Here is a 26,011-nt window from a genome sequence, read left to right as displayed (position 1 = left end):
GAGTTTTTGTTTTGTTTAATAAGCATATTAAAAACATTTGTTTACTAGTAGATGCAGCTTGAGCTCATATGAGCACATAAATAGTAGTATTAAATAATATTAAATTAAATTAGTAATAATATCAAAGGTGCATCGTTAAATAATATGCTTTTTATATCATAATACATAATAAAAAATTATATTAAGGAGGTTTTTTGCTATGTCAATAACTAATGAAACAGCAAAAGCCCATGCTAATGATCCCGCAGTCTGCTGTTGTAGATTTGAAGCAGGGACAGTAGTTGAGGCTGCTAATCTTGAAGATCCAGCGATATTCCCAGATCTAATTGATTCTGGATTATTGGAGCTTCCAGAAAATTACTTGACTATAGGTCAGGTTTTAGGTGCAAAATTAAAGGAAACTTTGGATGCGCTTACTCCAATGACAACTGATAATGTTGAGGGCTATGTTGACCCATCTGCTGAGGAAGTTGTAGAGGAAGAAGCTGCAGAAGAAACAGTTGCAAGCTTTGTTGCACCTCAGGTACAGTCAGCTAATGTTGGTGGTGTAATAAAAATCAACATAGGTGAAGGTAAGGGAATAAGCTTAGAAATTCCTACTGGTTTAGGTGGTGGAGCAGTTGCTAATGCTGTTGCTTCTTCTTTGCCAGCTGCTACAGCTGAAGCTCCAGTTGAGGAAGAAAAGACTACAGTAATTAGAAGTCTTACTAAGAAGCACTACAAAATAGATAAGGTTGTTTTCGGTGAAAAGACTGAAATTAATGGAACTACACTTACAATAAGAAATCCTGAATCAATTTGTGCAGAAGCAGTTGCTACTGAAGAATTGGTATACGATTTATCATTGGATATAATCACTCCAGATAGATATAACGAATACTCAGAAGCAATCCTTGATCTACAGCCAATTGCAGCTAAGGAATCTGGTGAGCTAGGTGAAGGGGTTACAAGAGTTCTTGATGGTGTTGTAATGGTACTTACTGGAACAGATGCAAATGGTGTTCAGATTGGTGAATTCGGTTCTTCTGAAGGTGCTATGGATACTACAATGATGTGGGGAAGACCAGGAGCTGCTGATTTTGGTGAAATATTCATCAAGGGTCAGGTTACTATCAAAGAAGGCACTAACATGGAAAGACCAGGACCTCTTGCAGCACATAAGGCATTTGATTATATCACTCAGGAAATCAGAGAAGCTCTAAAGGCTGTTGAAGATGAATCTCTAGTTGTTAATACTGAGGTAATCGATCAGGTTAGAAGAACTGGAAGAAAGAAAATAGTAATAGTTAAGGAAATAATGGGACAGGGTGCAATGCATGACAACCTAATATTGCCAGTTGAACCAGTTGGTACATTAGGTGCTAGACCAAACGTTGACCTTGGTAACGTTCCGGTTGTACTTTCTCCACTTGAAGTATTAGATGGTGGTATCCATGCATTAACTTGTATAGGACCTGCTTCTAAGGAAATGTCTAGACATTATTGGAGAGAGCCATTAGTAACTCTTGCAATGAATGATGAAGAATTCGACCTAGTAGGTGTTGTATTTGTTGGTTCACCACAGGCTAACTCAGAAAAATTCTATGTATCAAGAAGACTTGGTATGCTAGTAGAATCTATGGAAGTTGATGGTGCAGTTGTTACTACTGAAGGTTTCGGTAATAACCATATAGACTTTGCATCACATATCGAACAGATAGGAATGAGAGGAATTCCAGTAGTTGGTGTATCTTACTGTGCTGTTCAGGGTGCTCTAGTTGTTGGTAATAAGTACATGACTCACATGGTTGACAACAACAAGTCAAGACAGGGTATCGAAAACGAAATACTTGAAAATAATACATTAGCACCAGAAGAAGCATACAGAATTATATCAATGCTAAAGAATGCTATAGAAGGTGTTGAAGTTAAAGCTGCTGAGAGAAAATGGAATAACAACGTTAAGTTGAACAATATCGATGCGATAGAAAAAACTTTGGGTATTAAGATTCCTCTTGAAGAAAACGAAACTTCACTTAACATGACTAGAAAGAGAAGTCAGCTATACGAAAGAGCTGATATAGAAGCTGGTTTAGTTGAAGATACTTATACTCCTGTTGAAGGTGAAAAATAAGTATTAAAAGGTTCAAATACCTAACGAAAGGAGTTAGTATGGAAAGACTAAAATACATTTCCTCTGAAAAATATTACGAAGGTGTTATCACCAAAATAGAAGGAGGAGCTGTTACTATCGACTTAAAGGGTAGACTTGGACTATTTAAAATACCGAACAGAATGCTCATTTCTGACTACAATCCTCAAGTGGGACAAGAAGTTGGGTTTATGTTAAGTAACCCAGAGGTATTAAGTCCTGAACCCAATGAGGAGTATATTAGAAAGTTAGAAGGTCAGCGTAAAGTTGAAGAAAAGAAAAAATTGGAAAATCTGTCTAGACTCGAAAGAGAAATTCTTGAAAAGAAACGGATTCTACAAGAATTAAATGAAAAAATCGAGAAATTAGAACCAGAATTATAAAATACTTGAAGGGAGAGAATATAAATGAGTCGTAAGTTAACTACAGTACCAGGACTTCAATCTGAGATATATGTGCCAATCACACCTCCTCCAGTTTGGGCTCCTGTTACAAAACCGTTAAATGAAATGGTAATAGCATTGGCTACTGCAGCTGGTGTTCATATGAAATCTGATGAAAGATTTAATCTTGCTGGAGATACTGGATATAGAGCAGTTCCAGATACTGCAACTCCAGACGATCTAATGGTATCTCACGGTGGATACGATAACTCTGACGTAAACAGAGACGTAAACTGCATGTTCCCAATCGAAAGATTACACGAACTTGCTAAGGAAGGATTTATCAAAGGTGTTGCACCAATGCACTATGCTTTCATGGGTGGTGGTGGTAACCAGGAAGTTTTCACAAACGAAACTGGTCCAGCAATCGCTGCTAAGCTGAAAGAAGAAGGTGTTGATGGCGTTGTTATGACAGCTGGCTGAGGTACTTGTCATAGAACTGCCGTGATCGTGCAGAGAGCTATAGAAGAAGCTGGTATACCTACAATAATAATAGCAGCTCTTCCACCTGTTGTTAGACAGAACGGTACTCCAAGAGCGGTTGCTCCATTGGTTCCAATGGGTGCAAATGCTGGTGAACCACACAATGTTGAAATGCAGACTGGTATATTGAAAGCTACTTTGGAACAGTTAATTGCTATTCCATCAGCTGGTAAGATTGTACCATTGCCATTCGAATATCATGCAGCTATCTAGTAACTAGATACCTGATAAAAAATAATAATATTACATATCCTTGTTGGGTGTGTTTTGGTAGGACATCCTCTATGTAAATAGGGGATGTAGTCCTACTAAAAAATATAAAGAAGGTGATTATTTACTATGGAGGAAAAAATTTTAAGACGACTTGTAATAAAGCCATTTCAAATAAACGAAGTAGTATTTGGGAATAGGTTTGCAATAAAAAAAGATGTACTTGAGATTGTTCCAGAGTTTATTGATGAATTAAAAAAGAATGATGATTTAATCACTGAAATAAAGCTTGATATCATTAAACCAGGTGATTACGATAGAGAAATCAATACCATTATGGACATTATACCAATTTCTACAAAAGTATTGGGAGCTATTGGAGAAGGTATTACTCATACCATAACCGGAGCCTGTGTTATGCTTACTGGTATTGATGAGGATGGAAGACAAATGCATGAATTTGGATCCTCGGAAGGTATATTATCTGAACAGATGATTTTTGGTAGAAGAGGAACACCTGACGTAAATGATTACATCATTCATATGGACGTTACGATAAAGGGTGGACTGCCATTTGATAGAAATCTACCTAACTCTTGTTTTAGAGCATGTGATATGTTTATTCAAGAAATAAGAAAAGTACTAAAAACAATAGACGGAAGATTAGCAGCCGAATCGCATGAATTTGTTGATAAATTGTCTCCAGGAAAGAAAAAGGTAGTTTTGGTTAAACAGATTGCCGGACAAGGTGCAATGTATGACAATTTATTGTTCCCAGCTGAGCCAAGTGGTTTTGAAGGTGGAACTTCAATTATTGATATGTGTAATATGCCTATGATACTATCACCTAACGAGTATAGGGATGGAATATTGAGAGCGTTGGTATAGGAGGTTTGTTATGGGAATAGGTCCGTCAACAAAGGAGACATCTCTTCATATGTTTAGAGATCCATTGGTAGAAGTAATGGGAGAAGATACCGATGTTGATTTCGTTGGAATAATGGTTGTTGGTACTCCTGACGATAATAAATATAAGAATTTGGTCGGCCAAAGAGCTGCGGCATGGTGCGAAGCTATGAGAGTGGATGGAGTAATCCTGAGTGCAGATGGCTGGGGAAATTCTCATGTTGATTATGCAAATACCTTTGAGGAAATTGGAAAGAGAGGAATACCTACTGTTGGTGTTACTTTCAATGGTGTACAGGCGAAATTCGTTGTTACAAACAAATATATGGATACGATTGTCGATATTAATAAGAGTGAAGAAGGTATCGAAACAGAGGTTGTTGGTGAAAACAATGTCGACATTGTCGATGCTAGAAAAGCACTTGTATTTTTGAAATTGAAAATGCGAAAAGCGAAATAATTTTCTAAATTGTTTAACATTTTATAAGAAATTATTTTGTATTTTTGTACATATATTAGTTAAAAAAATAATTATTTTGAATGGAGGTACTTAGTTATGAAGTTTAGTAAGAGTATTCACGCAATTGATTCACATACTGCGGGTGAAGCTACAAGAATAGTTGTTGGTGGTATTCCAAATATTAAGGGGAATTCGATGCCAGAAAAGAAGCAGTGGTTGGAAGATAATCTTGACTATTTAAGAACTTCTATAATGCTAGAGCCAAGAGGACACAACGATATGTTCGGCTCTATAATTACACAGCCAACTGATCCTGAAGCTGATTTTGGTATCATTTTTATGGATGGTGGCGGATACCTAAATATGTGTGGACACGGAACTATAGGTGCTATGACTTGTGCAGTAGAAACTGGAATGGTTCCAGTAACTGAACCAATCACAAAGGTTGTTCAGGAAGCACCAGCTGGAATAATTAGAGGTGAAGTTCTTGTTGAAAATGGAAAGGCTAAGAAAGTATCATTCAAGAATGTTCCATCATTCTTATATAAGAGAGATCAAGAAGTAGAATTGCCAGGATATGGAAAGGTTAAATTTGATATATCTTTTGGTGGAAGCTTTTTCGCTATCGTAAAGGTTGATCAGATAGGTGTTGAAATAGTTCCAGAAAACGCTGGAGTATTGAACAAATTGGGTATGCAGCTAAGAGATATAATCAACGCTGAAATACCAGTACAGCATCCAGAATTAGAGCATATCAAAACTGTAGATTTGGTTGAATGGTGGTCAGAAACTGATACTCCAAATGCTACTTTGAGAAACTGTGTTGTATTCGGTCAGGGTCAGGTTGATAGATCTCCTTGTGGAACTGGTACAAGTGCTAAATTGGCTACATTGCATGCAAAGGGAGAATTTAAAATGGGAGATAAATTCTTCTATGAATCTATATTAGGAACTATATTCGAAGGTGAAATAGTTGAAGAAACTAAGGTTGGAGATTATGATGCAATAGTACCTCAGATTTCTGGTTCTGCATATATTACAGGATTCAATCACTTTGTAATAGATGATGAAGATCCAGTTAAGCATGGATTTGTATTGAAATAGTAAGTAAATATGTGTTTGTGGAGGGTTTTTCCCTCCTCAAACTAAATTAGAATTTATTTTTAAATTATATTTTTGAATTATATTAGGGGGTATGTTTATGATAATTACTGTTTTACTGTGGTTATTTAAAATTGCATTTGCTGGCTCAGGTGTGGTATTGCTTGCTGATGTTATTAAGAGAAAGAGTGCATTGGGGAATACTTCAGGTGCTCAGATCGGAAAATCTGCATTTATAGGATTCTTGACAAACTTTGGTGATACACTTGGTATTGGTTCTTTTGGTCCTATAGTTGCTTTGTTAAAGTTATTGAAGGTTGATATTAATGATAAAGATATCCCTGGAACACTTAATGTTTCTTGTACTCTTCCAGTTCTTTTTGAAGCGATATTGTTTACTGGTGCTATAGAAATTGATCCAGTTACTCTTGTCGCATTAATTGCTGCAGCTGTTGTTGGTTCATATGTAGGAGCCGGAATAATATCAAAGATGGACGAAACAAAGATTCAGTTGGTTATGGGGGTTGCATTGTTTGCCGCTGCTATAATAATGATAATAACTCATCCATACTTGAAGCTGTTTACAGTTGAAACTACAGCTACTGGATTGACTGGAGTGAAATTAGTAATAGGTATTGTTGGTAACTTTATTCTTGGTGCGTTGATGACTGCTGGTGTTGGACTTTATGCTCCATGTATGGCAATGGTATTCTTACTAGGAATGAATTTAAAATCTGCATTCCCAATCATGATGGGATCTTGTGCGCTATTGATGCCTGTTTGTTCAATCAAGTTTATCAAAGAACAGACATATAGCCCACTAGTTTCAATAGTGATATCTATTTCAGGTCTTCTAGGTGTTGCAATAGCGTACTGGGGAGTAAAAAATGCCGATTTAAACAAATTGAAATTTGTGATTATTGCAGTTATTCTTTATACTGCATATAAAATGTTTTCAGCAGGAATGGCTGGTAGAAAGGCAAAACAGCAGGGATAATTTATTGAATTATCTCATAGAGTCTTCATATCTTAGTAAATGAAGGATTTTAGTAATGAATGTTTACAAACATAATTTAGTATGTGTTTTTAATATTTAGTATTGTATAAAATAACAAAGGGATATATAATTATAGTCCTAGAAAAAAGTATCCAGCATTCTGTACATACGGAGATGAATGCTTGGATACTTTTTTTATGATTTATTCCTATTTTTCCGCAATTATGATAAAATATAATATGCTATGAAATGATTGAAAATTTAATATTATTATAATATTATTATGATGGACGAAGAGGTGAAGTATGGCATTGAGTTTTAATAAAATAGGTATTATTGGTGCAATGAGAGAAGAGGTAGAGGGGCTGGTTTCTCAGATTGAAAGCAGGAAATGTAAAAATGTGGCTGGTCTGGATTTCTATTTCGGAAATATATTTGGAAAAGATGTAGTTGTAGTGGAGTGTGGAATTGCAAAGGTGAATGCCGCTTTGTGTACACAAATATTGATAAGTGAATTTGAAATAGATGCTGTAATTAATACAGGTGTGGCTGGTGGCTTGAGAGGAGAAATAAACATCAATGATGTTGTGATTTCGACAGATGCCATTGAGTATGATGTGGATGCTTCTGCAATGGGGGATCCAAGGGGCACTATTCCTAGATTGAAAGCTTCTGTTTTTATAGCAAATAGTGTATTAATAGACTCCGCTTGCAAGGCTTTTGATAACGTAAAGGATGGAAACAGCTGTTTCAAGGGGAGAGTGGTTACTGGAGATAAATTTGTTGCTGATAACGAAGAAAAAACAGCTTTGCGTGAGGAATTTGGTGGATATTGTTGTGAGATGGAAGGCGGAGCTATTGCTCATGTTGCATATCTAAACGAGATTCCTTTCGTTATTATTAGGGCTATTTCAGATAATGCGGATAGCAGTGCAGATGTTAAATACGAGGAGTTTGTAAAAAAAGCTGCTCTTACCTCTAAAAATATGGTAATTAATATGTTATCACACCTGTAGAAACCTTGACATGTTTTTTTTACAAGTGATATAATTATTTATATAAACGTTGAAAAATCTAAAGGAGACAAAATTATGAGCGATCAAGAAAAAAAAGTAATATTTAGTGGTGTTCAGCCATCGGGTAAAATGACATTGGGAAATTATCTTGGAGCATTGAAGAGCTGGACAATGCTACAGAATGAGTTTGAATGCTACTTTAGTATGGTTAATATGCATGCGATTACAGTTCCACAGGATCCTGAAGTATTGAAAAGACAAACGATTGAACTATTGGCTCAGTTTATTGCTTGTGGAATTGATCCTGACTTGAATACTATATTTATTCAGTCGCATGTGAGAGAGCATGCGGAGTTGAGCTGGGTGTTGTGTACGATGACATATATGGGTGAGCTAAATAGAATGACACAGTACAAGGATAAGTCAAAGAAGAGTGAAGCAAATCTTAATGCAGGTCTTTTTACATATCCGGTATTAATGGCTGCGGATATATTGCTTTATCAAACAGATGTCGTTCCAGTTGGAGATGATCAAAAGCAGCATTTGGAGCTGGCAAGAGATTTGGCTATAAGATTTAACAACAAATATCCGGGTACGTTCGTGGTTCCTGAGGGATATTATCCAAAAGAAACTGCTAGGGTAATGAGTCTACAAGAGCCTGAAAAGAAGATGAGCAAATCTGATTCTAATGAAAATGCATTTATCTTACTTGCTGAGGATTCTGACACGACTGTCAAAAAGATTAAAAAAGCAGTCACAGACTCTGTAGGTGTAGTTAATTATTCAAATGATCAACCCGGATTGAAGAACCTTATAAATATATATTCCGCTCTTACAGAAAGAACAGTAGAAGAAATTGTTGCCATGTATGCCGGAAAGGGATATGGGGCATTTAAGAGCGAAATGGCAGAAGCAGTGGTGGAAAGCCTAAGACCTATACGTGAAAAATATGCATACTTGTTGGAGAATAGAGATTATCTAGAAGGAATATACACTAGAGGTGCTGAAAAGGCTGAAATTAAAGCAGGAAAGACACTTAGAGATGTGTATGAAAAAATAGGCTTTATACCTAGAAAGTTTTAATGGTTTTTGATTAGAGATATCTATGATAATATTAGTAATACAAGAGTATCATTATTGTGATACTCTTGTATTACGTTAGTTACTTCAGTGGCAAATTAGTTTTGTTATTAGTTATTAATATTTTACATTTACTAATGTATATTGAATTATATTATTTTAATTTAGAATCGAGGAAAAAAATGTTTGAGTTTATTATTGTAGTTTTGATAATAATAGATCAGCTTTCAAAAAAATACGTCCAATCAAGCATTCAGTTAGGAGAGAGTGTCCCAGTTGTAAATGATTTTTTTCATATAACGTATGTTGAAAATAGAGGTGCTGCATTTGGATTGTTACAGGGCAAACAGTATATTTTCATCGTTATTTCCGTAATGGTGGTAATTGGTGGCATAATTTATATTCATAAATCAAAGGAAAAGAAAATTTCAAAAATTGCTGTTGCCATGATACTGGCAGGTGCAGTAGGAAATTTAATTGATAGAATATATCTAGGCTATGTTGTAGATTTTTTTGATTTCAGATTTATTTGGAATTATGTTTTTAACTTCGCAGATGTACTTGTTGTAGTTGGTACATTTATATTGTGCGTATACCTGCTAATAACTGGAAAGGAATAATAGTTTGGGAGAAGAAAAGAACACGATACTAAGGGTGAAAAGGGATGATGAGAGCAAAAGATTGGATGCATTTTTGTCAGAAATGTTTTCAGATGTTTCTAGAAGTATGCATCAAAAGCTTATTAGAGATGGAATGACTCTGGTAAATGGTAAAAAACAGAAGTCGAGTTACAAGGTTTGCGTTGGAGACCAAATTGAAGTTGAATTTCCCGAGCCAAAAGTTTTAGCTGTGGCGCCACAGGATATTCCGATTGAAATAGCTTACGAAGACGAAGATATACTTATAGTTAATAAAGCTCAAGGGATGGTAGTTCATCCAGCACCTGGAAACTTTGACAATACATTGGTAAATGCGATATTGTTTCACTGTAAAGAAAATCTATCTTCTATCAATGGAGTCATACGTCCAGGAATCGTTCATAGAATAGATAAAAATACATCTGGATTGCTTGTGATTGCTAAAAATGATAAGGCTCATAGCTTTTTGGCAGAACAGTTTGCCATTCATTCGATCACAAGAGAGTATGAGATGATAGTATTTGGAAATGTGGATTGGAAAAAAATGACAATTGATAAGCCTATTGGTAGAAATCCAAAGGATAGACTAAAAATGGCAGTGGTAAAAAATGGTGGAAAAAGAGCTGTTACTCATTTTGAATTGATTGAAAATCTCAATGGATTCGCACATTTGAAAGCGACCTTGGAAACAGGAAGAACTCATCAAATAAGAGTTCATAGCAATTATATAAAGCATCCAATAATAGGTGATGATCTTTATGGGTATACTGTAAAGAAATTTTCAAAATTAACAGGGCAGGTACTTCATGCAAGAAAATTGGGATTTATTCATCCAAGTAGTGGTGAATATATGGAATTTAACTCTGAGTTACCTGATTATTTTTTAGATGTGATGAAAAAGACAAGGGAATAGCTAAAATTTATCTGAATAGGTTTAGAGGAAATAGATATGGAAAAAGCGAGAATAATGGATGAAAAAGCCATAGGTAGAGCAATTACAAGAATTAGTCATGAAATAATTGAAAGAAATAAAGGTATTGAGGATTTAGTTATCGTTGGTATCAAAACTAAGGGGATTCCCTTGGCAAATAGAATTGCTAGTAAGATTGAAGCTATTGAAAATAGCAGAGTGATATGTGAAAGTATCGATATAACGAGTTATAGAGATGATGTAACACATGATGTTATTAAAGGCTTGGTTGACGAAAAATTTGATCTTGATGTCCACAACAAAACAGTAGTTTTAGTTGATGATGTGCTGTATACAGGCAGGACAATAAGAGCGGCGTTAGATTATATTATTGACAACGGCAGACCAAAGCTAGTTCAATTGGCTGTTCTTGTCGATAGAGGACACAGAGAGCTGCCAATTAGGGCTGATTATGTAGGTAAGAATGTACCTACTTCAAAAAATGAAAAGGTATTAGTTAAATTTGTAGAAATTGATGATGAGGATTCTGTGACAATTTGTGAATAAGAGGATTTTGTAGCAATTTGTTAATAAGTTAAGCAGAAAATACATGATAAAGGTTAGAGAGGAACAGTATTATGGCGTTTGATGGTATTGTGTTGAATGCACTGTCTAGAGAATTGAAAAAAACACTTGTTGGAACAAAAATAGACAAGGTGTATCAGCCAGAAAAAGATGAAATTTGCCTAAAGCTTAGAACAAGGGAATCTAATATAAAATTGGTAATAAGTTCTAGTGCATCAAACCCGAGAGTTTACATTGCCAAGGCTTATGAAAAAAGCAATCCAAAGAAAGCACCCGTATTTTGTATGACTCTTAGAAAATATATTCAAAATGGTGTGATAACCGATGTTGAACAGATTGGATTCGAGCGAATTATGAGAATTTCAGTTGAATCCTATGATGAGCTGAGAGAAAAAACGACAAAATATCTCTATATTGAGATTATGGGAAAACACAGTAATATTATATTGGTTTCGAAAAATGAAAAAAAGATATTGGATTCAATAAAAAGAATACCTCTAAGTGTGAGTAGAGTTAGACAGCTATTGCCAGGTATGGAATATGAGTTGCCTCCAAGCCAGGATAAAATCAATCCTCTAGGTGGTATTAATATAGATGAATTGACAAGGAGATTTGAAAAAAGTCAACAAAAAATCAATAAGGCAATATTATCGAATATATTAGGAATTTCGCCACTTATTTCAAACGAGATTTGCTATAGGCTTGGTATTGATGTAGATTTATTAGCAAAGGATGCATATCTTTATGATATCAAAAGAATAGCTGATGAAGTAAGTGATATTTTTTCAAAACTGGATAATGATGATGTTTATCCTAATATGGTAATAGACATGAGAAAAAATAAAATAGTTGAGTTTGGTGTGATCGAACTATCGCAATATAAAGACTGTGAAGTAAAATCATTCGACTCAGTATCTGAGGTTATTGAGAATTACTATATATCAAAGGATCAAAAAGAGAGAATAACTCAGAAATCTCTTAATTTGAGAAAAAACATATCCATCAAATTAGATCGTTTAAATAACAAAATAAAAAAGCAAATGGAAGAGTTGAGAGAATCGGAAAAGGCGGAGGAGTTTAAGATAAAAGGAGAGCTGATTACATCCTATATCTATATGATTAAGCCGGGAATGGAGAGTGTGAGCTTATGTAATTTTTATGATGATAACAATGAAGTAAATATACAGCTTCAAAAAAACTTAACTCCATCCGAGAATGCTCAAAGGTATTTTAAAAAATATAATAAACTAAAAAAAGCAAATGAAGAGCTGACTAAATTTATTTCTGAAAACTCTGAGGAAGCTGAATATCTTGAAAATATTTTGCTTGCAATAGAAAACTGCGAAGCTGAAGTGGAGTTGAAAGAAATAAGGGAAGAGCTGATAAGAGAGGGATATGTAAGGGCTTACAAAATTCCCAAAAAGAATTTAAAGCCTGTTACGGAATTTAAAAAATATTTAAGCTCTAATGGAAACATGATAATTGTCGGAAAAAATAATAAACAAAATGATTATCTTACATTGAGATTGGCAGATAATGAGGATTTATGGTTTCATACAAAGGATATTCCAGGGTCTCACGTTGTAATAAAATCTGCGGGAAAAAAAATTAGCGATGTAGAAATATTTGAGGCTGCGATTTTGGCTGCGTTTTTTAGTAAAGCAAGATTATCAAGTAAGGTTCCGGTAGACTATACGTTGAAGAAAAATGTAAAGAAGCCTTCTGGTGCAAAGCCTGGATTGGTTATTTATGAGAATAATAAAACCGTGTATGTTACTCCTTCAGATGAAGAAATAGCAAAGATAAAGGTTATTCAAGACGATAAAAGCTAAAACTTTCTCAGAACAGTTTTACGAGATAAATAAAAGTTGCTTTCACGAGATAGATGAAATTGAAAATTTATTGTCTTGGAATTGATACAAAATGATTTATTTTTGTGTTATAATTAACCTTATGGTAAAATATATATGATAATAAAATATTGGAGAAAAATAATATGGCAATAAGTATGACTGGATTTGGAATTGGAGAGTACAAAGACGATAAGTACTGCATTTCTATTGAATGTAAGACAATTAATCACAAGTATTTAGATATAAATCCTAGGATTCCGAGAAAAGCTTCTTTTTTAGAAGATAAGCTGAGACAATTCGTTAAGCTATACTTGAAAAGAGGTAGAGTTGATATTTTCGTAAAAATAGAAGCATTCTCCTCTAATGATATTAATTTGATTTATGATTCTGAGCTCGCAAAGCAGGTTTATGATATTGTTTCTAGAGTCAAGAACGATTTTAAGATTGATGATGAAATCAAGCTTAGTGACATTTATAGCTTTCCTGATGTAATAAGGATTTCAGAAGCTGAGAATGATGAAGATGAGCTATGGGAAATAATGAAGCTTGCACTGGAAAATTGTATGACTGAACTGTCGGATATGAGAAGCTTTGAAGGTCATAAGCTAGCTAATGATATATTGGAGCGAACAAAAGCTTTGGAAAAGAATATTTTGGAAATCGAGTCTTTGGCATCAACTGTCGAAGAGGAATATAGAAAGAAATTGTTTGACAGAATTTCAGATATTATGAATGACCCTAATCTAATAGATGAAAATAGGTTGGCACAGGAGGTTGCCATATTTGCTGATAAATCTAATATAACAGAGGAGATTGTTAGATTTAAAAGTCATATAACTCAATTGAGAAATACAGTTGTAAGTGATGATACAATAGGCAGAAAGCTTGACTTTTTGATTCAGGAGATGAATAGAGAAACAAACACGATAGGTTCAAAGGTTTCCAATATTTCAATAACAAATTTAGTAATAGATATGAAGTCTGAGCTGGAAAAGATAAGAGAGCAAATACAGAATATTGAATAGCTGTAATTGCAGTGTATTAATACGTGGAGGGGCTTTTATGGTTAAGAAGAAGGGTTTGCTGATAGTTATTTCTGGTCCAAGTGGAGCTGGAAAAGGCACTATCTGTAAAAAGCTAGTGGAAAAACATGAAAATGTTAATCTTTCGGTTTCAGCTACTACTAGAAAACCTAGAGAAGGCGAGATTGAAGGCGTGAGTTACTATTATAAATCGAAGAGCGAATTTGAAAATATGATCGATAACGACGAGTTTTTAGAATTTGCCAAGATTTATGAAAATTATTATGGTACACCAAAAAAGACTATTTTTGACGAAATAAACAAGGGTAATGATGTAATTCTTGAAATTGAAATGCAGGGTGCGATGCAGATAAAAAAATCATATTCAGAGGCAGTATTTGTTTTTATTTTACCACCGAGCCTGTCTGAGCTAAAAAGTAGAATTGTTGGTAGAGGGACGGAGACAAGTGCACAAATTGAAATGCGATTTAATTCCGCGTATAACGAAATCAAGCTAGTGGGTGAATACGACTACTTTGTTTTTAATAATGTAGTGGAAAAATCAGTAGAAGATATTGAAAAAATAATTATGTCTGAAAAGATGAAGGTTATAAGATACAAGGATGAAATTATAGATTTATTTGAAAAGGAGATATTAAAATGCTAAAACCATCACTAAATGAAATTGTAAAAAAAATAGACAACAGATATTACTTGATTGCTACTGTTTCAAAGAGAGCTAGAGAATTGGTGGATGGCGATATTCCTATGGTTAATTCTACTGCTGAAGAAAAGCCAGTTGTTGTTGCAAGTGAGGAAGTCATTGAAGGTAGGGTAAAGTACAGATTATTAACTGATGATGAAATAAAAACACAGGAAATAGAACATAAGCTTGAGCAAGAGAGAAAGTATTTAGAACAAGAGTAATTTTTGTTATATTTTGGGAGAAATATTATGTTAAGTGGTAAAAATATTGTTGTCGGAGTAACTGGCGGAATAGCTGTTTACAAAGCCTGTGATGTTGTGAATAGAATGAAAAAAATGGGTGCCAATGTCAAAGTCATTATGACTAAATCAGCCTGTGAGTTTGTAGCTCCTATGACCTTTCAGACCTTGAGTAATAATTTTGTAGCTACAGATATGTTTGAAAAACCAAAGACTTGGGATGTTGAGCATATTGAAATTGCAAAAATGGCGGACTTATTTTTGATTGTGCCTGCAACTGCAAATATTATCGGAAAAATCGCAAATGGAATTGCTGATGATATGCTAAGTACGACAGTTATGGCGACTAAATCGCCAGTTGTTTTTGCTCCGGCTATGAACACTAATATGTTTGAAAATGAGATTGTCCAAGAAAACATAAAAAGATTAAAAAAATATGGCTATAGGTTTATAGAACCAAGCTCTGGATTGTTGGCATGCGGAGATATCGGAGTTGGAAAGCTTGCAGATGTAGATGACATAGTAGCTTATGTTGAAAGCTTTTTTAACGAGCAGGCTGTAAAGGATCTAAAGGGGATAAATATACTGATTACTGCAGGACCGACAATTGAGTCTATAGATCCAGTCAGGTATATTACAAACAGGTCGAGTGGCAAAATGGGTTACGCAATAGCGAAATCTGCCGTAGAAAGAGGTGCGAATGTAACTCTAATTTCTGGGAAAACAAGCCTACCAATACCGAAAAATCTTTCAAAGCTTATAAGTATTGAAAGTGCAGAAGATTTGTATAATGCTGTGACAAGGGAATTTGAAAATAATCAAGTAGTTATTCAAAGTGCGGCTGTTGCCGACTACAAACCAAAAGAATACTCTGATAAAAAAATAAAGAAAAAGAACGATGATCTAGAAATCAAATTGTCTAGAAATAAGGATATAGCCCTTGAGCTGGGAAAAATTAAAGGTGATAAGATACTGATAGGCTTTGCTGCTGAAACCAACGATGTTTTGGAGAATGCCACGAAAAAGATTGAAAAGAAAAATTTGGATTTTATTGTTGCCAATGATTTGACAAAGGAAGGTGCCGGATTCGCTTCTGATACAAATATAGTAAAGCTTATTTATCCGAACGGCGATATCAAAGAGCTTCCAAAAATGGAGAAGTCAGAGGTTGGAAATCATATTTTAGATGATATTAAAGTGATAATCGAAAATAAGTAGTTAATGCGAGGGGAATCAACTTTGATTTCCCTATTTTTAGGATGAGATTTTGGAGGTAATTATGTATGTAGATGTAATTTTGAAGCAAAAAGGAAGATTTTCTGATATGTTGTTCTCATACAGAGTACCTGATTCACTTGAAAACAAAATAGATATTGGATACCGAGTTAGTGTGCCCTTTGGAAAAAGCAACAAGCCTATTGAAGCAATCGTAAATAATATAAAGAGTGAAAATGAATCTGAATGCACTGATTTTGAAATAAAGGATATTTTTGATGTATTGGGTGACAAGCCTCTGATTTCACGTGAAAATATGGAGCTGATATCGTGGATGAGAGATAGATACATTTGTACATATTTAGACTGTTTAAATCTTTTTTTTCCAAAAGGATATACACTAAATTCTATAAAAATTGTCAAACCGGTTTTTTCTATAAAAGAACTGACTGTTGAACAGGAGGTTTCACTAGATCAAGCTGAGAGAAAGATTATAAATGAGCTATATCTGTCTAAGGAAGACGTCAGCTATGACAGCCTGACGAGCAGACATTCAAAATCTAAATTAGACTCTCTTATTTCAAAAGGTCTAGTAAATGTTCAGTGGTCGTATAAAGAGGTTGTCAACGAAAAAAGGATAAAGATTGTGTATTTGGATGAGGATTTGAAATGTAAAACACAGACTAATTCTGATTACATTAGTAGTCTTAAGCTAGGTAAAAAACAATTGGAGACAGTAAATTTCTTGCTTTTGAATGGTTCTGTGGAGCAGTCGACACTTTTGGAGCTGCTTGGTGTATCTAATCAAACAATAAAAAGCCTTGAAAAAAGAGGTATAATTAAAATAAAAGAAGAGAGCCATTTCAGAGCTCCTAGTCAGCTTTTGACAGTGGAGAACAAAAAAATTGATTTAAATTCTCAGCAGAGAAAGGTTGTGGATAGAATAATCGAAGGCATTCGACATAAAAGCCGCAAGCCATATTTGATTCATGGAGTGACCGGTAGTGGTAAAACAGAAGTGTTTTTGGAGCTTATAGAATATGTGTTATCTCAAGGCATGGAAAGTGTTTTTCTAGTACCTGAAATTGCTCTTACTCCACAGACTATTGCAAGGGTAAAAAATAGATTTGGTGATATAGTAGGAGTTTTTCATAGCCAATTATCCGAAGGTGAAAAATATGATGTCTTTAGAGAGGTGAAGAATGGAAATATAAGGGTTGTTATTGGTACGAGATCTGCAATTTTTCTTCCATTTGATTCATTGGGATTGATAATAATAGACGAAGAACACGATTTTAGTTATAAATCAGAAAAGACACCGAAGTATGATGCGATTGAAATTGCAAGATACAAGGCATTCAAAAGCAATGTTGCTGTTGTGCTGGGCTCTGCGACACCATCTGTACAAGATTACTACAATGCCAAAAATGGTGATTACGAGCTGCTTGAGTTAAATAAAAGAGTAAATAACAATTTGATGCCTGAAATATCAATAGTTGATATGAGGAAAGAGCTACATTCGGGCAATGGCTCGCCTCTAAGCAAGGAATTGGTAGCCAAAATGGATTTGGAGCTAAAAAAAGGCAATCAGGTAATTTTGTTTTTAAACAAAAGAGGTTACGCAAATTTTATGGAGTGCAAAGACTGTGGTCATGTGTTTAAATGCAAAAATTGTGATATTACTTTGACGAATCACAAGTCGCTAAAAAAAGGAATTTGTCATTACTGTGGATATGAAGAACATATTCCTGATAGATGCCCGAAATGCAATATGACAAATATTGGAAGTGTTGGTGTAGGTACCGAGAAAATAGAAGAGATTGTATTTAATTTATTTCCAAATCACAAAACGCTGCGAATGGATAGAGATTCTACAAAAAAGAAAAATGGAGTGCAGAAAATTCTTGAAACGTTTAATAAGGGAGAAGCGGATATTTTAATCGGTACACAAATGCTGAGCAAAGGACATGATTTTGCAAATGTGACTTTGGTGGGTATTATATCGGCAGACCTCATGCTGAATTTTCCGGATTTCAAATCATATGAACAGACATTTCAATTGATTACTCAGGTTTCCGGTAGAGCGGGTAGAGGTGAAAAGCTGGGTCAGGTTGTTCTACAGACATATAATACAGAGCATTTTGCTATTAGGAGTGCTGCAAATTACGATTTCAAAGCCTTTTATGAAACTGAGATAAAGCTTAGAAAAACTTTTGGCTATGAACCATTTAACAGTATTATTAGGGTTGTTTTTGCAAATTCGGATGAGTCGTTAGCCAAAGAAAATTCCTTTAGATTTAGAGATACGTTAAAGTATTTGATGGAAGAAAAGGGAATTGATTCAATAAGAAGCATACTTGGTCCAAACGAATGCTCAATTAGGATGATAAATAATAAATTTAGATGGCAAGTAATAATAAAAAATCATGGAGTTGACATAAAACTTTTGAAATCTATGATAAAATATATTTGTATAAAAAAGTATGAAAATGTATTTAGTAAGGGTATAGATATAAATATAGAGATAAATCCGAATACTTTTATTTAGTGTATGGATGTGATTTTAAGGAGGATAAAATGGCTATAAGAAATGTGTTAAAAATGGGAGATCCCGTATTGAATAAAAAATCAAAAAAAGTTGTGGAATTTAATGAAAGGCTGCATACTTTGCTAGATGATATGGCAGATACGATGTATTTGCACGATGGAGTTGGATTGGCTGCACCACAGGTAGGTATTCTCAGGAGGGCTGTTATTGTGGATATTGGAGATGGATTGATTGAATTGATAAATCCAGAAATTATAGAAAGCTCAGGAACGCAAACTGATGTGGAAGGGTGTCTGAGTGTTGATAAGTATGTGGATGAGGTGACGCGTCCAAATTATGTAAAGGTTAAGGCTCAGGATAGAAATGGAAATGAGATATTTGTTGAAGGTAAAGCATTTTTAGCTAGGGCATTTTGTCATGAGATAGATCATCTAGATGGAATACTTTTTGTAGAAAAAGTAGTTAGGGGAGAATAGCTATGAAGATAGTATTTATGGGGACACCGCAAATTGCCGTTGATTCACTTCAGAGATTAATTGATGATGGATATGAGGTAGCAGCGGTAGTTACGCAGCCAGACAAACCAAAGGGAAGAGGAAAGAAAATTGCGATGTCTCCAGTAAAGGAGCTTGCCCTTAAACATAATATTTGTGTGCTTCAGCCTGAAAAGGCTTCAAAACCTGAATTTATAGATAAAATACGTGAAATAAATCCAGATTTAGTAGTTGTTTTGGCATATGGTCAGATTTTGAAAAAAGATTTATTGGAAATACCGAAGCTTGGTTGTATAAATGTACATGTATCGTTGCTTCCTGAATTAAGAGGGGCTGCACCTATTAATTGGGCGATAATTAATGGTCTACAAAAGACTGGTATTACGACGATGCTTATGGATACTGGACTTGATACTGGAGATATTATTGAAGCAAGAGAATTTGAATTGAACGATGAAATAACAGCTGGCGAGCTTCATGACTGGATGATGGTAGAAGGCGCAGAGATATTAAGTAGCACCATCAAAAAAATCTCAAAATCAGATTTTTCAAGAACAAAGCAAGATAATTCAAAATCAACGTATGCACCCACATTAAACAAGGAGATGGCTCATGTGGATTTTTCGAGGTCTGCTAGGGAGATTCATAATTTAGTTAGAGGAATTAACCCTTGGCCGGGGGCGTGGTGTGAGTATGGCGAAAATAAGATGAAAATATGGAAGACCTGTGTTTTTTCGGATTCTGGTCAAAACAATGAAATTGGTAAAATTACTGATGCAGATAAGAATGGGATAGTAGTTCTTTGTGGAATAGGTAAGCTATTGATACAGGAAATACAAATGCCAAATAAGAAAAGAATGGCAGTTTCAGAATATATTAAGGGAAATGATATAGAATTAGGTTTAATATTGAAATAGGAAGGTGATTTGATGTATCCGATGTTTTATTATGATAGTTCGATGATAATATTGATTCCTGCAATATTATTGTCTTTATATGCTTCATTTAAGGTTAATTCAACCACTAAAAAATATTTTCAGGTAAGGGCTATGAAAGGAATTACTGGTCAAGAGGTAGCAAGAAGAATACTTGATCATAATGGATTATCAAATGTTTTGGTGTATCCGGTAAAGGGAAATTTATCAGACCATTATGATCCAAGAGGCAAAACAGTTAGTCTTTCCGAGGAAGTATATTACGGAACTTCTATAACTGCTGTTTCAGTAGCAGCTCATGAATGTGGTCATGCAATTCAAGATAAAGAAGCCTATGCGCCGATGAATTTTAGAAGTACTTTGGTTCCAATGGTGAATTTTGCTTCATCTGCATCATGGATAATTATATTGATGGGATTTATGGTTAGCAAGAATTTTCTTTGGCTAGGAATCCTGTTGTTTTCTGCAACTGTATTATTCCAAATTGTGACTTTACCTGTTGAGTTTAACGCATCTAGTCGTGCATTAAATCAACTTGAAGCTTTGGGAATCTTGGGTCCAGAAGAAAAGAGAGATGGAAGAAGAGTATTGAATGCGGCGGCTTTAACCTATGTAGCAGCGGCTTTGGCTTCAATATTACAATTGGTTAGACTTATTTTGATCGCCAGAGATAGAGATTAAGTAATTGATAAGCATGGATTAGTTATAAATGGCTATTTTCTTATATTTGTGTAGGATAGCCATTTATTTTTGAACAGTAAAAATAGAAAAGAGTTGAGGTGAAATAGGTGTCGGCAAGAAATATTGCTTATAAGGTGCTTTTTGATATAGAAAAAAATAAAAAATACTCCAATATCTCTTTGGACTATTACTTAAAAGGGAGTGATTTGAATGATTTGCAAAGAGGCTTTGCAACGGAACTGGTTTATGGTGTTTTGGAAAATAAGATTTTTTTGGATGGAATAATAAATAGACACTCCAAGATAAAGGTTAAAAAAATGCAATATTCTGTAAAAATTTCACTTAGAATGGGTGCATACCAGCTTATTTTTCTAGATGGTGTAAAAGACTACGCAGCCATAAATGAAGCTGTTTCTATGATGAAAAAAATAGACAAAGGGTCGTCGAATTTTGTAAATGCTGTTCTTAGAAATATTTCCAGGAATATTGATGACGTATTTGAGCATGATGAAAATTCAATAGAAGGCTTGGCTACTAGATACTCATTTGAAAAATGGATAGTTGAAAGATTGGTCAAAGAAAATGGTATTGAAAAAACAAGAGGTATACTAATTTCGTTGTCTGAAAAGCCGAAAATTTATCTTCGTATAAATAGGTTAAAATCTAGTGAATTTCCATCATTTGACGACTATGTGGATTTTGTTTTAGAAGGACTGTCAAAGGATGGTATTGTTGGGAGAAAAGTTGAAGGTATAATTGAGGCAATCGAGGTTGATTCTTTTAAAAGAATCGAAAAAAATGAGTTGTTTAGAAAAGGCTATATAAGTATACAAGATAAAAGTTCAATGCTGGTGGGAAATATTCTTAATCCATCGGAAAATTCAATGGTATTAGATTTATGTTCAGCTCCAGGTGGAAAGTCAACTCATTTGGCAGAGATAATGAACAATACTGGAAAAATAGTGTCACATGATGTATTCGAGCATAAAATTAAGCTTGTGAAGTCATATTGTGAGAGATTGGGAATAAATAATGTCGAAATTTCTTTGGGAGATGCATCCGAGTTCAACCCTGAATATGAAGGCAAGTTTGACTATGTATTATGTGATGTACCTTGCTCTGGCATAGGAATAGTGAGACGAAAACCTGAAATAAAATACAAAAAAGAAAATGATGTAGTCGGATTGCCGATATTGCAATTAAAAATATTGAATAATGCGGCGAAATACTTGAAAAAAGGTGGCTTGATAGTGTATTCTACTTGTACCATATTTGATTCGGAAAATATTGATGTAGTGAGAAGGTTTTTGAATGAAAATCAAGGTTTCGTATTCGAAAATATCTGTGGTGCCCCTATGACAAAGCTATTTGATGAAGAAAGAAGACGCAAAGGATATTTAAAGATTATGCCCAGTAAAGATAATATGGATGGTTTCTTTATTTGCAAATTGAAAAAAGTTTAAAAATTATATTGAGGTATGGTATAATGTATAATGAGAAGGTTGTGCTTAAAAACCTAACTGAAAATGAAATGAAGGATTTTTTGGTTAGTATTGGCGAAAAAAAATTCCGAGGTGGGCAAATTTTCTCTTGGATATACAGAGGAATAAGAGATTTTGACGAAATGAATAATATTCCCAAAAGTATAAGAGCAAAGCTGTCTGAGTTCTCGATAATTGGTAATATAGACATAGAATTGATATTGGAATCAAGGTTTGACAATACAAAAAAATATCTATTTTTGTTAAATGATGGAAGCATTATTGAGACTGTTGCCATGATTTATGATAGTAGAGTTACCGTTTGTGTGTCCAATCAAGTTGGTTGCAGGATGGGGTGTAGGTTTTGTGCGTCCACGATTGATGGGCTATATAGAAATCTGGAGCCATGGGAAATACTGGATCAGATATTAAAGGTGCAAGAAGATCTGGGGATGAGAGTATCGAATGTGGTAATGATGGGAAGTGGCGAACCGTTGGATAACTATGAAAGCTCAGTGCAGTTTTTGAAATTGGTTAATGAAGAAAATGGTCTCAACATTGGATATAGACATATTACACTATCAACCTGTGGTGTGGTAGATAAAATATATGATTTGGCAGATTTGCAATTACCGATTAATTTGGCTATTTCATTTCATTCTCCATTTGATGAAGAAAGAAAAAAAATTATGCCTGTGGCAAATAAATTTTCAATTCGGGATATTTTAAAATCTTGTAGATACTTTATTGAAAAAACTGGAAGGCGAATAACCCTTGAGTATTCTCTAATCAATGGAGTAAATGATTCTGAAAATGAGGCCAGTGAGATTGTAAAATTGTTGAGAGGAATGCTATGTCATGTAAATCTAATTCCTATCAATCCTGTGGATGAAAGAGCTTTTGAAAAACCAAGTAAAGAGCATATTAATAAATTTAAATATTATTTAGATAAAAACAATATACCTGTGACTATTAGAAATTCCATGGGAGCTGATATTAGTGGTGCTTGCGGACAACTAAGGAGAAAGTTTAAAAATACTGATGGCACGGTTTAAGGAGGAATAGTATGGATTTTGTGTGTACTTCTCATATTGGAATAGTCAGAAAAAATAATGAAGACTATTGCAAGGGAGAAATAATTGAAATCGGTGAAAAAAAAGAGGTTGGAATTTTTGCAATTGCCGATGGAATGGGTGGCCATAAAAAAGGTGAAGTCGCCAGTCAGCTTGCTGTCGAAAATATTATTGAAATTTTTAACGATAGCATAATTCAAAATGAGGCAATAAAAGTTGAATATATAGACGATATAATAAAGCAGGCCTACAATACTGTAAATACAATGATATATGAAAAATCGAAAGCAGATATTAGCTTTGATGGGATGGGTACAACTCTGACAATGGCTTTTGTTTATGAAAATAAAGCATATGTTGCAAATGTAGGTGATAGCAGATGCTATGTATATAGAAAAGAAGGCAGTCTTGAACGAATTACTTCTGACCACTCTGTCGTGGAAGAATATGTGAAGGCTAAAATAATTACTGAAGAAGAAGCGAGAGTTCATCCAGATAGAAATAAAATAACTAGAGCTGTTGGTACTGAACCAGTGGTAATTGTGGATATTTTTGAGGTTGATCTAAATGAGGGTGATATAATACTTCTTGCAACTGATGGATTGACAGGTCCAGTCGAAGGCAATACAATTGAAGCTGTTTTAAAGACTCAGTTGCGTGCTGATGAAATGGCGAATAAATTGGTAGAGCTTGCAAATGACACTTCGGGCAAAGATAATGTTACAGTAATAATAGTTATGGTTTAAGGTGGTGTTATTATGGGAGCGACAGTCTTAGGAAATAGATACGAGATCCTTAGAAAAATTGGTGATGGAGGCATGGCCTTTGTTTATCAAGCTAGGGATAGATTATTAAATAGAATAGTAGCAGTAAAGGTTTTGAGACCAGAATTTGTTGACGATCAAGAATTTTTGGTGAAGTTTAAAAGAGAGGCAGAGGCCGTAGCCAGTCTTTCTCATCCGAACATAGTGAATGTTTATGATGTAGGTGAAGATGGAAAAGTTCATTACATTGTAATGGAATATGTCGATGGACAAAACCTAAAGGAAATAATACAAAAAGAGGGATCTTTGGAGGAGTATACTGCTTTGGATATTACGAAGCAGATAGCGAATGCTTTGGGAGCCGCTCATAGAAGTGGTATTATTCACAGAGATATCAAGCCTCATAATATCCTGATTTCAAAAGATGGTAGACAAGTTAAGGTGGCTGACTTTGGAATCGCAAAGGCAGTAAGCAGTTCAACTATGACGAACATGGGGAGTGTAATCGGTTCAGTTCATTATATCTCACCTGAGCAAGCGAAGGGGAAGCATCTGACTAGCAATGCAGATCTTTACTCTTTGGGTATAGTTCTTTATGAAATGATATTGGGGAAAGTTCCATTCAGCGGAGATAGCCCTATTTCAATTGCCCTAAAGCACATCAACGAAAATATTAGCTTTTCTGATGAGGAAAAAAGAATTATTCCAAATTCGATTAGAACTATCATTAGCAAGCTGACTCAGAAAGAACCGGTTAACAGATATGAAACTGCTGAAGAGCTGATAGAAGATATAGAGTTTGTAGAAAAGAATATCGATCTTCCATATATGAAAGATTATGATAACTTTGCAACAGAGGATATAACTAGACGAGATTATAGTATATTCAAGGGTAGAACTCCTATTCCGTTTAAAAAGAAATCCGACGATGAAGAGTATTACGACGATGAAGACGAATATTATGATGATGAGGATGAATACTATGATGATGACGAGGAGTATTATGATGATGAAGAATATTATGATGAAGATAACTCCAGAAAATCTAGGAAAGAATTGAAAAAAGAAAAAAAGAAAAGTATTAAGAAGGAATCTCCAAAAACAAGAAGAAGATTGAAAATTTTAGCTGTGATTTTAATACTTATCTTGATTGGATATGGATATATCGGTGTTAAATATTTTGGTTTGGGATCTTTTATCAGCAGGAATAGCGAAGAAGAAGTAGTTGTTCCTGATGTGCAGAGCATGACAATAGAGGAAGCTCAAAACGAGGTAAGGGATCTTGGGTTGAATATAGAATTGAAATCTGAAGAATTTAGCAGTCAGGTTTCTGCGGGAAGGATAATAACACAGACTCCTATTGCCGGTAGTAAATTGAAAAAGGGTGATTCAATATCTGTCATTATCAGTAGAGGTAATACGAAGGTTCCAGTTCCTAATGTAGTTGGAATGAAGCTTTCAGATGCAGAAAAGCTGCTAAATGACAATGGATTATTGCTAGGAAATGTCAAGTATCAGTACAACAGTGCAAAGGAAGGCACAGTGCTGGAACAGAGTTTGCTTGGTGGCTCAAGTGATGAAGGACAAAAGGTTTCTTTAGTCGTAAGCAAAGGAAAGGAAGCTAGTACTCAAGCTCCGAGTATAATAGATGATAGCAACGATGCGAATACTGATATTAACCCTGGAATAATCAACAACGGGTCTTCAGGCCCTAGAAGTAATGGAAACAGTGGTACTTCAAGAAGTGGTGGTACTTCAAGAAGCGGTGGAACCTCAAGTGGAATGGGATCTGGCTCAAATGGATCAAGTGGCGATTCTTCAAGCTCTGGCGGAACGACTGATTCGAACGGTACAGGTTCTGGACACGGATCCTCCAGTGGTAATTCAGGCTCTGGAATTTCTGATGACGCAGAAATACAATCAGAGTAATATAGAAGGAGATAGTAGTCATGATTGTGAGTTTATCAGCCTTAAGGACTACTTATAAGAAACTGTGAGAAAAATTTAATTTAAAACTAAAAAGAGTTATCTATTATGATA

Annotated in this window: 25 protein-coding genes; all 25 read left to right on the top strand. The window is 34.7% G+C overall.

Annotated elements, in window-relative coordinates; genetic code table 11:
* The first annotated feature begins 199 nt into the window (after positions 1–199).
* The 25 genes from prdA to pknB all read left to right on the top strand — a co-directional run bounded on the left by prdA (position 200) and on the right by pknB (position 25,900).
* Positions 200–2,113: a D-proline reductase (dithiol) proprotein PrdA gene (prdA, locus tag BM120_RS04800; RefSeq protein ID WP_091993722.1), complete on the top strand. Its 1,914-nt coding sequence runs from the start codon at positions 200–202 to the stop codon at positions 2,111–2,113.
* A gap of 38 nt (positions 2,114–2,151) precedes the next feature.
* Positions 2,152–2,514 (top strand): CBO2463/CBO2479 domain-containing protein, encoded by a 363-nt coding sequence (locus BM120_RS04795; RefSeq protein WP_091993721.1) that lies wholly within the window; start codon positions 2,152–2,154, stop codon positions 2,512–2,514.
* Positions 2,515–2,538: 24 nt separating this feature from the next.
* Positions 2,539–3,270, top strand: coding sequence for a D-proline reductase (dithiol) protein PrdB (gene prdB, locus BM120_RS04790; RefSeq protein ID WP_091993719.1), 732 nt, complete (start codon positions 2,539–2,541; stop codon positions 3,268–3,270).
* A gap of 126 nt (positions 3,271–3,396) precedes the next feature.
* Positions 3,397–4,155, top strand: a complete 759-nt coding sequence (gene prdD / locus BM120_RS04785) for a proline reductase cluster protein PrdD (protein ID WP_091993718.1) — start codon at positions 3,397–3,399, stop codon at positions 4,153–4,155.
* 10 nt (positions 4,156–4,165) lie between these two features.
* On the top strand, positions 4,166–4,633 hold the full coding sequence (locus tag BM120_RS04780; RefSeq protein WP_091993716.1) for a glycine/sarcosine/betaine reductase component B subunit: 468 nt from the start codon (positions 4,166–4,168) through the stop codon (positions 4,631–4,633).
* Between the two features lie 96 nt (positions 4,634–4,729).
* On the top strand, positions 4,730–5,737 hold the full coding sequence (locus tag BM120_RS04775) for a proline racemase (protein ID WP_091993715.1): 1,008 nt from the start codon (positions 4,730–4,732) through the stop codon (positions 5,735–5,737).
* A gap of 97 nt (positions 5,738–5,834) precedes the next feature.
* Positions 5,835–6,731: a sulfite exporter TauE/SafE family protein gene (locus BM120_RS04770; RefSeq protein WP_091993713.1), complete on the top strand. Its 897-nt coding sequence runs from the start codon at positions 5,835–5,837 to the stop codon at positions 6,729–6,731.
* Positions 6,732–7,036: 305 nt separating this feature from the next.
* Positions 7,037–7,747 carry a 5'-methylthioadenosine/adenosylhomocysteine nucleosidase gene (locus BM120_RS04765; protein WP_091993712.1) on the top strand — a complete coding sequence of 237 codons (711 nt, stop codon included), beginning with the start codon at positions 7,037–7,039 and terminating at the stop codon, positions 7,745–7,747.
* 75 nt (positions 7,748–7,822) lie between these two features.
* On the top strand, positions 7,823–8,830 hold the full coding sequence (trpS, locus tag BM120_RS04760) for a tryptophan--tRNA ligase (RefSeq protein WP_091993710.1): 1,008 nt from the start codon (positions 7,823–7,825) through the stop codon (positions 8,828–8,830).
* 179 nt (positions 8,831–9,009) lie between these two features.
* A complete protein-coding gene (gene lspA / locus BM120_RS04755; RefSeq protein ID WP_091993709.1) occupies positions 9,010–9,447 on the top strand; it encodes a signal peptidase II in 438 nt (145 codons plus the stop codon).
* Positions 9,448–9,451: 4 nt separating this feature from the next.
* Positions 9,452–10,378 carry an RluA family pseudouridine synthase gene (locus BM120_RS04750; RefSeq protein WP_091993707.1) on the top strand — a complete coding sequence of 309 codons (927 nt, stop codon included), beginning with the start codon at positions 9,452–9,454 and terminating at the stop codon, positions 10,376–10,378.
* Between the two features lie 36 nt (positions 10,379–10,414).
* Positions 10,415–10,942 carry a bifunctional pyr operon transcriptional regulator/uracil phosphoribosyltransferase PyrR gene (gene pyrR / locus BM120_RS04745; RefSeq protein ID WP_091993705.1) on the top strand — a complete coding sequence of 176 codons (528 nt, stop codon included), beginning with the start codon at positions 10,415–10,417 and terminating at the stop codon, positions 10,940–10,942.
* Positions 10,943–11,013: 71 nt separating this feature from the next.
* Complete coding sequence (locus tag BM120_RS04740; protein WP_091993704.1) at positions 11,014–12,792, top strand: Rqc2 family fibronectin-binding protein; 1,779 nt, start codon at positions 11,014–11,016, stop codon at positions 12,790–12,792.
* A 164-nt stretch (positions 12,793–12,956) separates the two neighbouring features.
* On the top strand, positions 12,957–13,838 hold the full coding sequence (locus BM120_RS04735) for a YicC/YloC family endoribonuclease (RefSeq protein WP_091993702.1): 882 nt from the start codon (positions 12,957–12,959) through the stop codon (positions 13,836–13,838).
* Positions 13,839–13,875: 37 nt separating this feature from the next.
* The gene (gmk, locus tag BM120_RS04730; RefSeq protein WP_091993701.1) at positions 13,876–14,502 is read left to right on the top strand and encodes a guanylate kinase; all 627 of its coding nucleotides are present in this window, start codon (positions 13,876–13,878) and stop codon (positions 14,500–14,502) included.
* On the top strand, positions 14,496–14,762 hold the full coding sequence (gene rpoZ, locus BM120_RS04725; protein WP_091993699.1) for a DNA-directed RNA polymerase subunit omega: 267 nt from the start codon (positions 14,496–14,498) through the stop codon (positions 14,760–14,762). The genes gmk and rpoZ overlap by 7 nt, the downstream gene beginning before the upstream one ends.
* Before the next feature lie 27 nt (positions 14,763–14,789).
* Complete coding sequence (gene coaBC, locus BM120_RS04720) at positions 14,790–15,998, top strand: bifunctional phosphopantothenoylcysteine decarboxylase/phosphopantothenate--cysteine ligase CoaBC (protein WP_091993697.1); 1,209 nt, start codon at positions 14,790–14,792, stop codon at positions 15,996–15,998.
* A 61-nt stretch (positions 15,999–16,059) separates the two neighbouring features.
* Complete coding sequence (gene priA, locus BM120_RS04715) at positions 16,060–18,543, top strand: primosomal protein N' (RefSeq protein WP_091993696.1); 2,484 nt, start codon at positions 16,060–16,062, stop codon at positions 18,541–18,543.
* Positions 18,544–18,572: 29 nt separating this feature from the next.
* Positions 18,573–19,019, top strand: coding sequence for a peptide deformylase (def, locus tag BM120_RS04710; RefSeq protein ID WP_091993694.1), 447 nt, complete (start codon positions 18,573–18,575; stop codon positions 19,017–19,019).
* A gap of 2 nt (positions 19,020–19,021) precedes the next feature.
* The gene (fmt, locus tag BM120_RS04705) at positions 19,022–19,954 is read left to right on the top strand and encodes a methionyl-tRNA formyltransferase (protein ID WP_091993693.1); all 933 of its coding nucleotides are present in this window, start codon (positions 19,022–19,024) and stop codon (positions 19,952–19,954) included.
* Between the two features lie 12 nt (positions 19,955–19,966).
* Positions 19,967–20,653 (top strand): zinc metallopeptidase, encoded by a 687-nt coding sequence (locus tag BM120_RS04700; protein WP_091993691.1) that lies wholly within the window; start codon positions 19,967–19,969, stop codon positions 20,651–20,653.
* A 107-nt stretch (positions 20,654–20,760) separates the two neighbouring features.
* The gene (gene rsmB / locus BM120_RS04695; RefSeq protein WP_091993690.1) at positions 20,761–22,116 is read left to right on the top strand and encodes a 16S rRNA (cytosine(967)-C(5))-methyltransferase RsmB; all 1,356 of its coding nucleotides are present in this window, start codon (positions 20,761–20,763) and stop codon (positions 22,114–22,116) included.
* A 23-nt stretch (positions 22,117–22,139) separates the two neighbouring features.
* Positions 22,140–23,189 (top strand): dual-specificity RNA methyltransferase RlmN, encoded by a 1,050-nt coding sequence (rlmN, locus tag BM120_RS04690; RefSeq protein ID WP_091993813.1) that lies wholly within the window; start codon positions 22,140–22,142, stop codon positions 23,187–23,189.
* Between the two features lie 11 nt (positions 23,190–23,200).
* Positions 23,201–23,953: a Stp1/IreP family PP2C-type Ser/Thr phosphatase gene (locus BM120_RS04685; protein WP_091993688.1), complete on the top strand. Its 753-nt coding sequence runs from the start codon at positions 23,201–23,203 to the stop codon at positions 23,951–23,953.
* A gap of 12 nt (positions 23,954–23,965) precedes the next feature.
* A complete protein-coding gene (gene pknB / locus BM120_RS04680; RefSeq protein ID WP_091993686.1) occupies positions 23,966–25,900 on the top strand; it encodes a Stk1 family PASTA domain-containing Ser/Thr kinase in 1,935 nt (644 codons plus the stop codon).
* Positions 25,901–26,011: the final 111 nt, after the last annotated feature.

Origin of the sequence: Peptostreptococcus sp. D1, assembly GCF_900112955.1 — a bacterium.
Classification (GTDB): Bacteria; Bacillota; Clostridia; order Peptostreptococcales; family Peptostreptococcaceae; genus Peptostreptococcus.
Note: the sequence above shows the minus strand (reverse complement) of the source record. Positions and strands in the feature narration are given on the sequence as shown.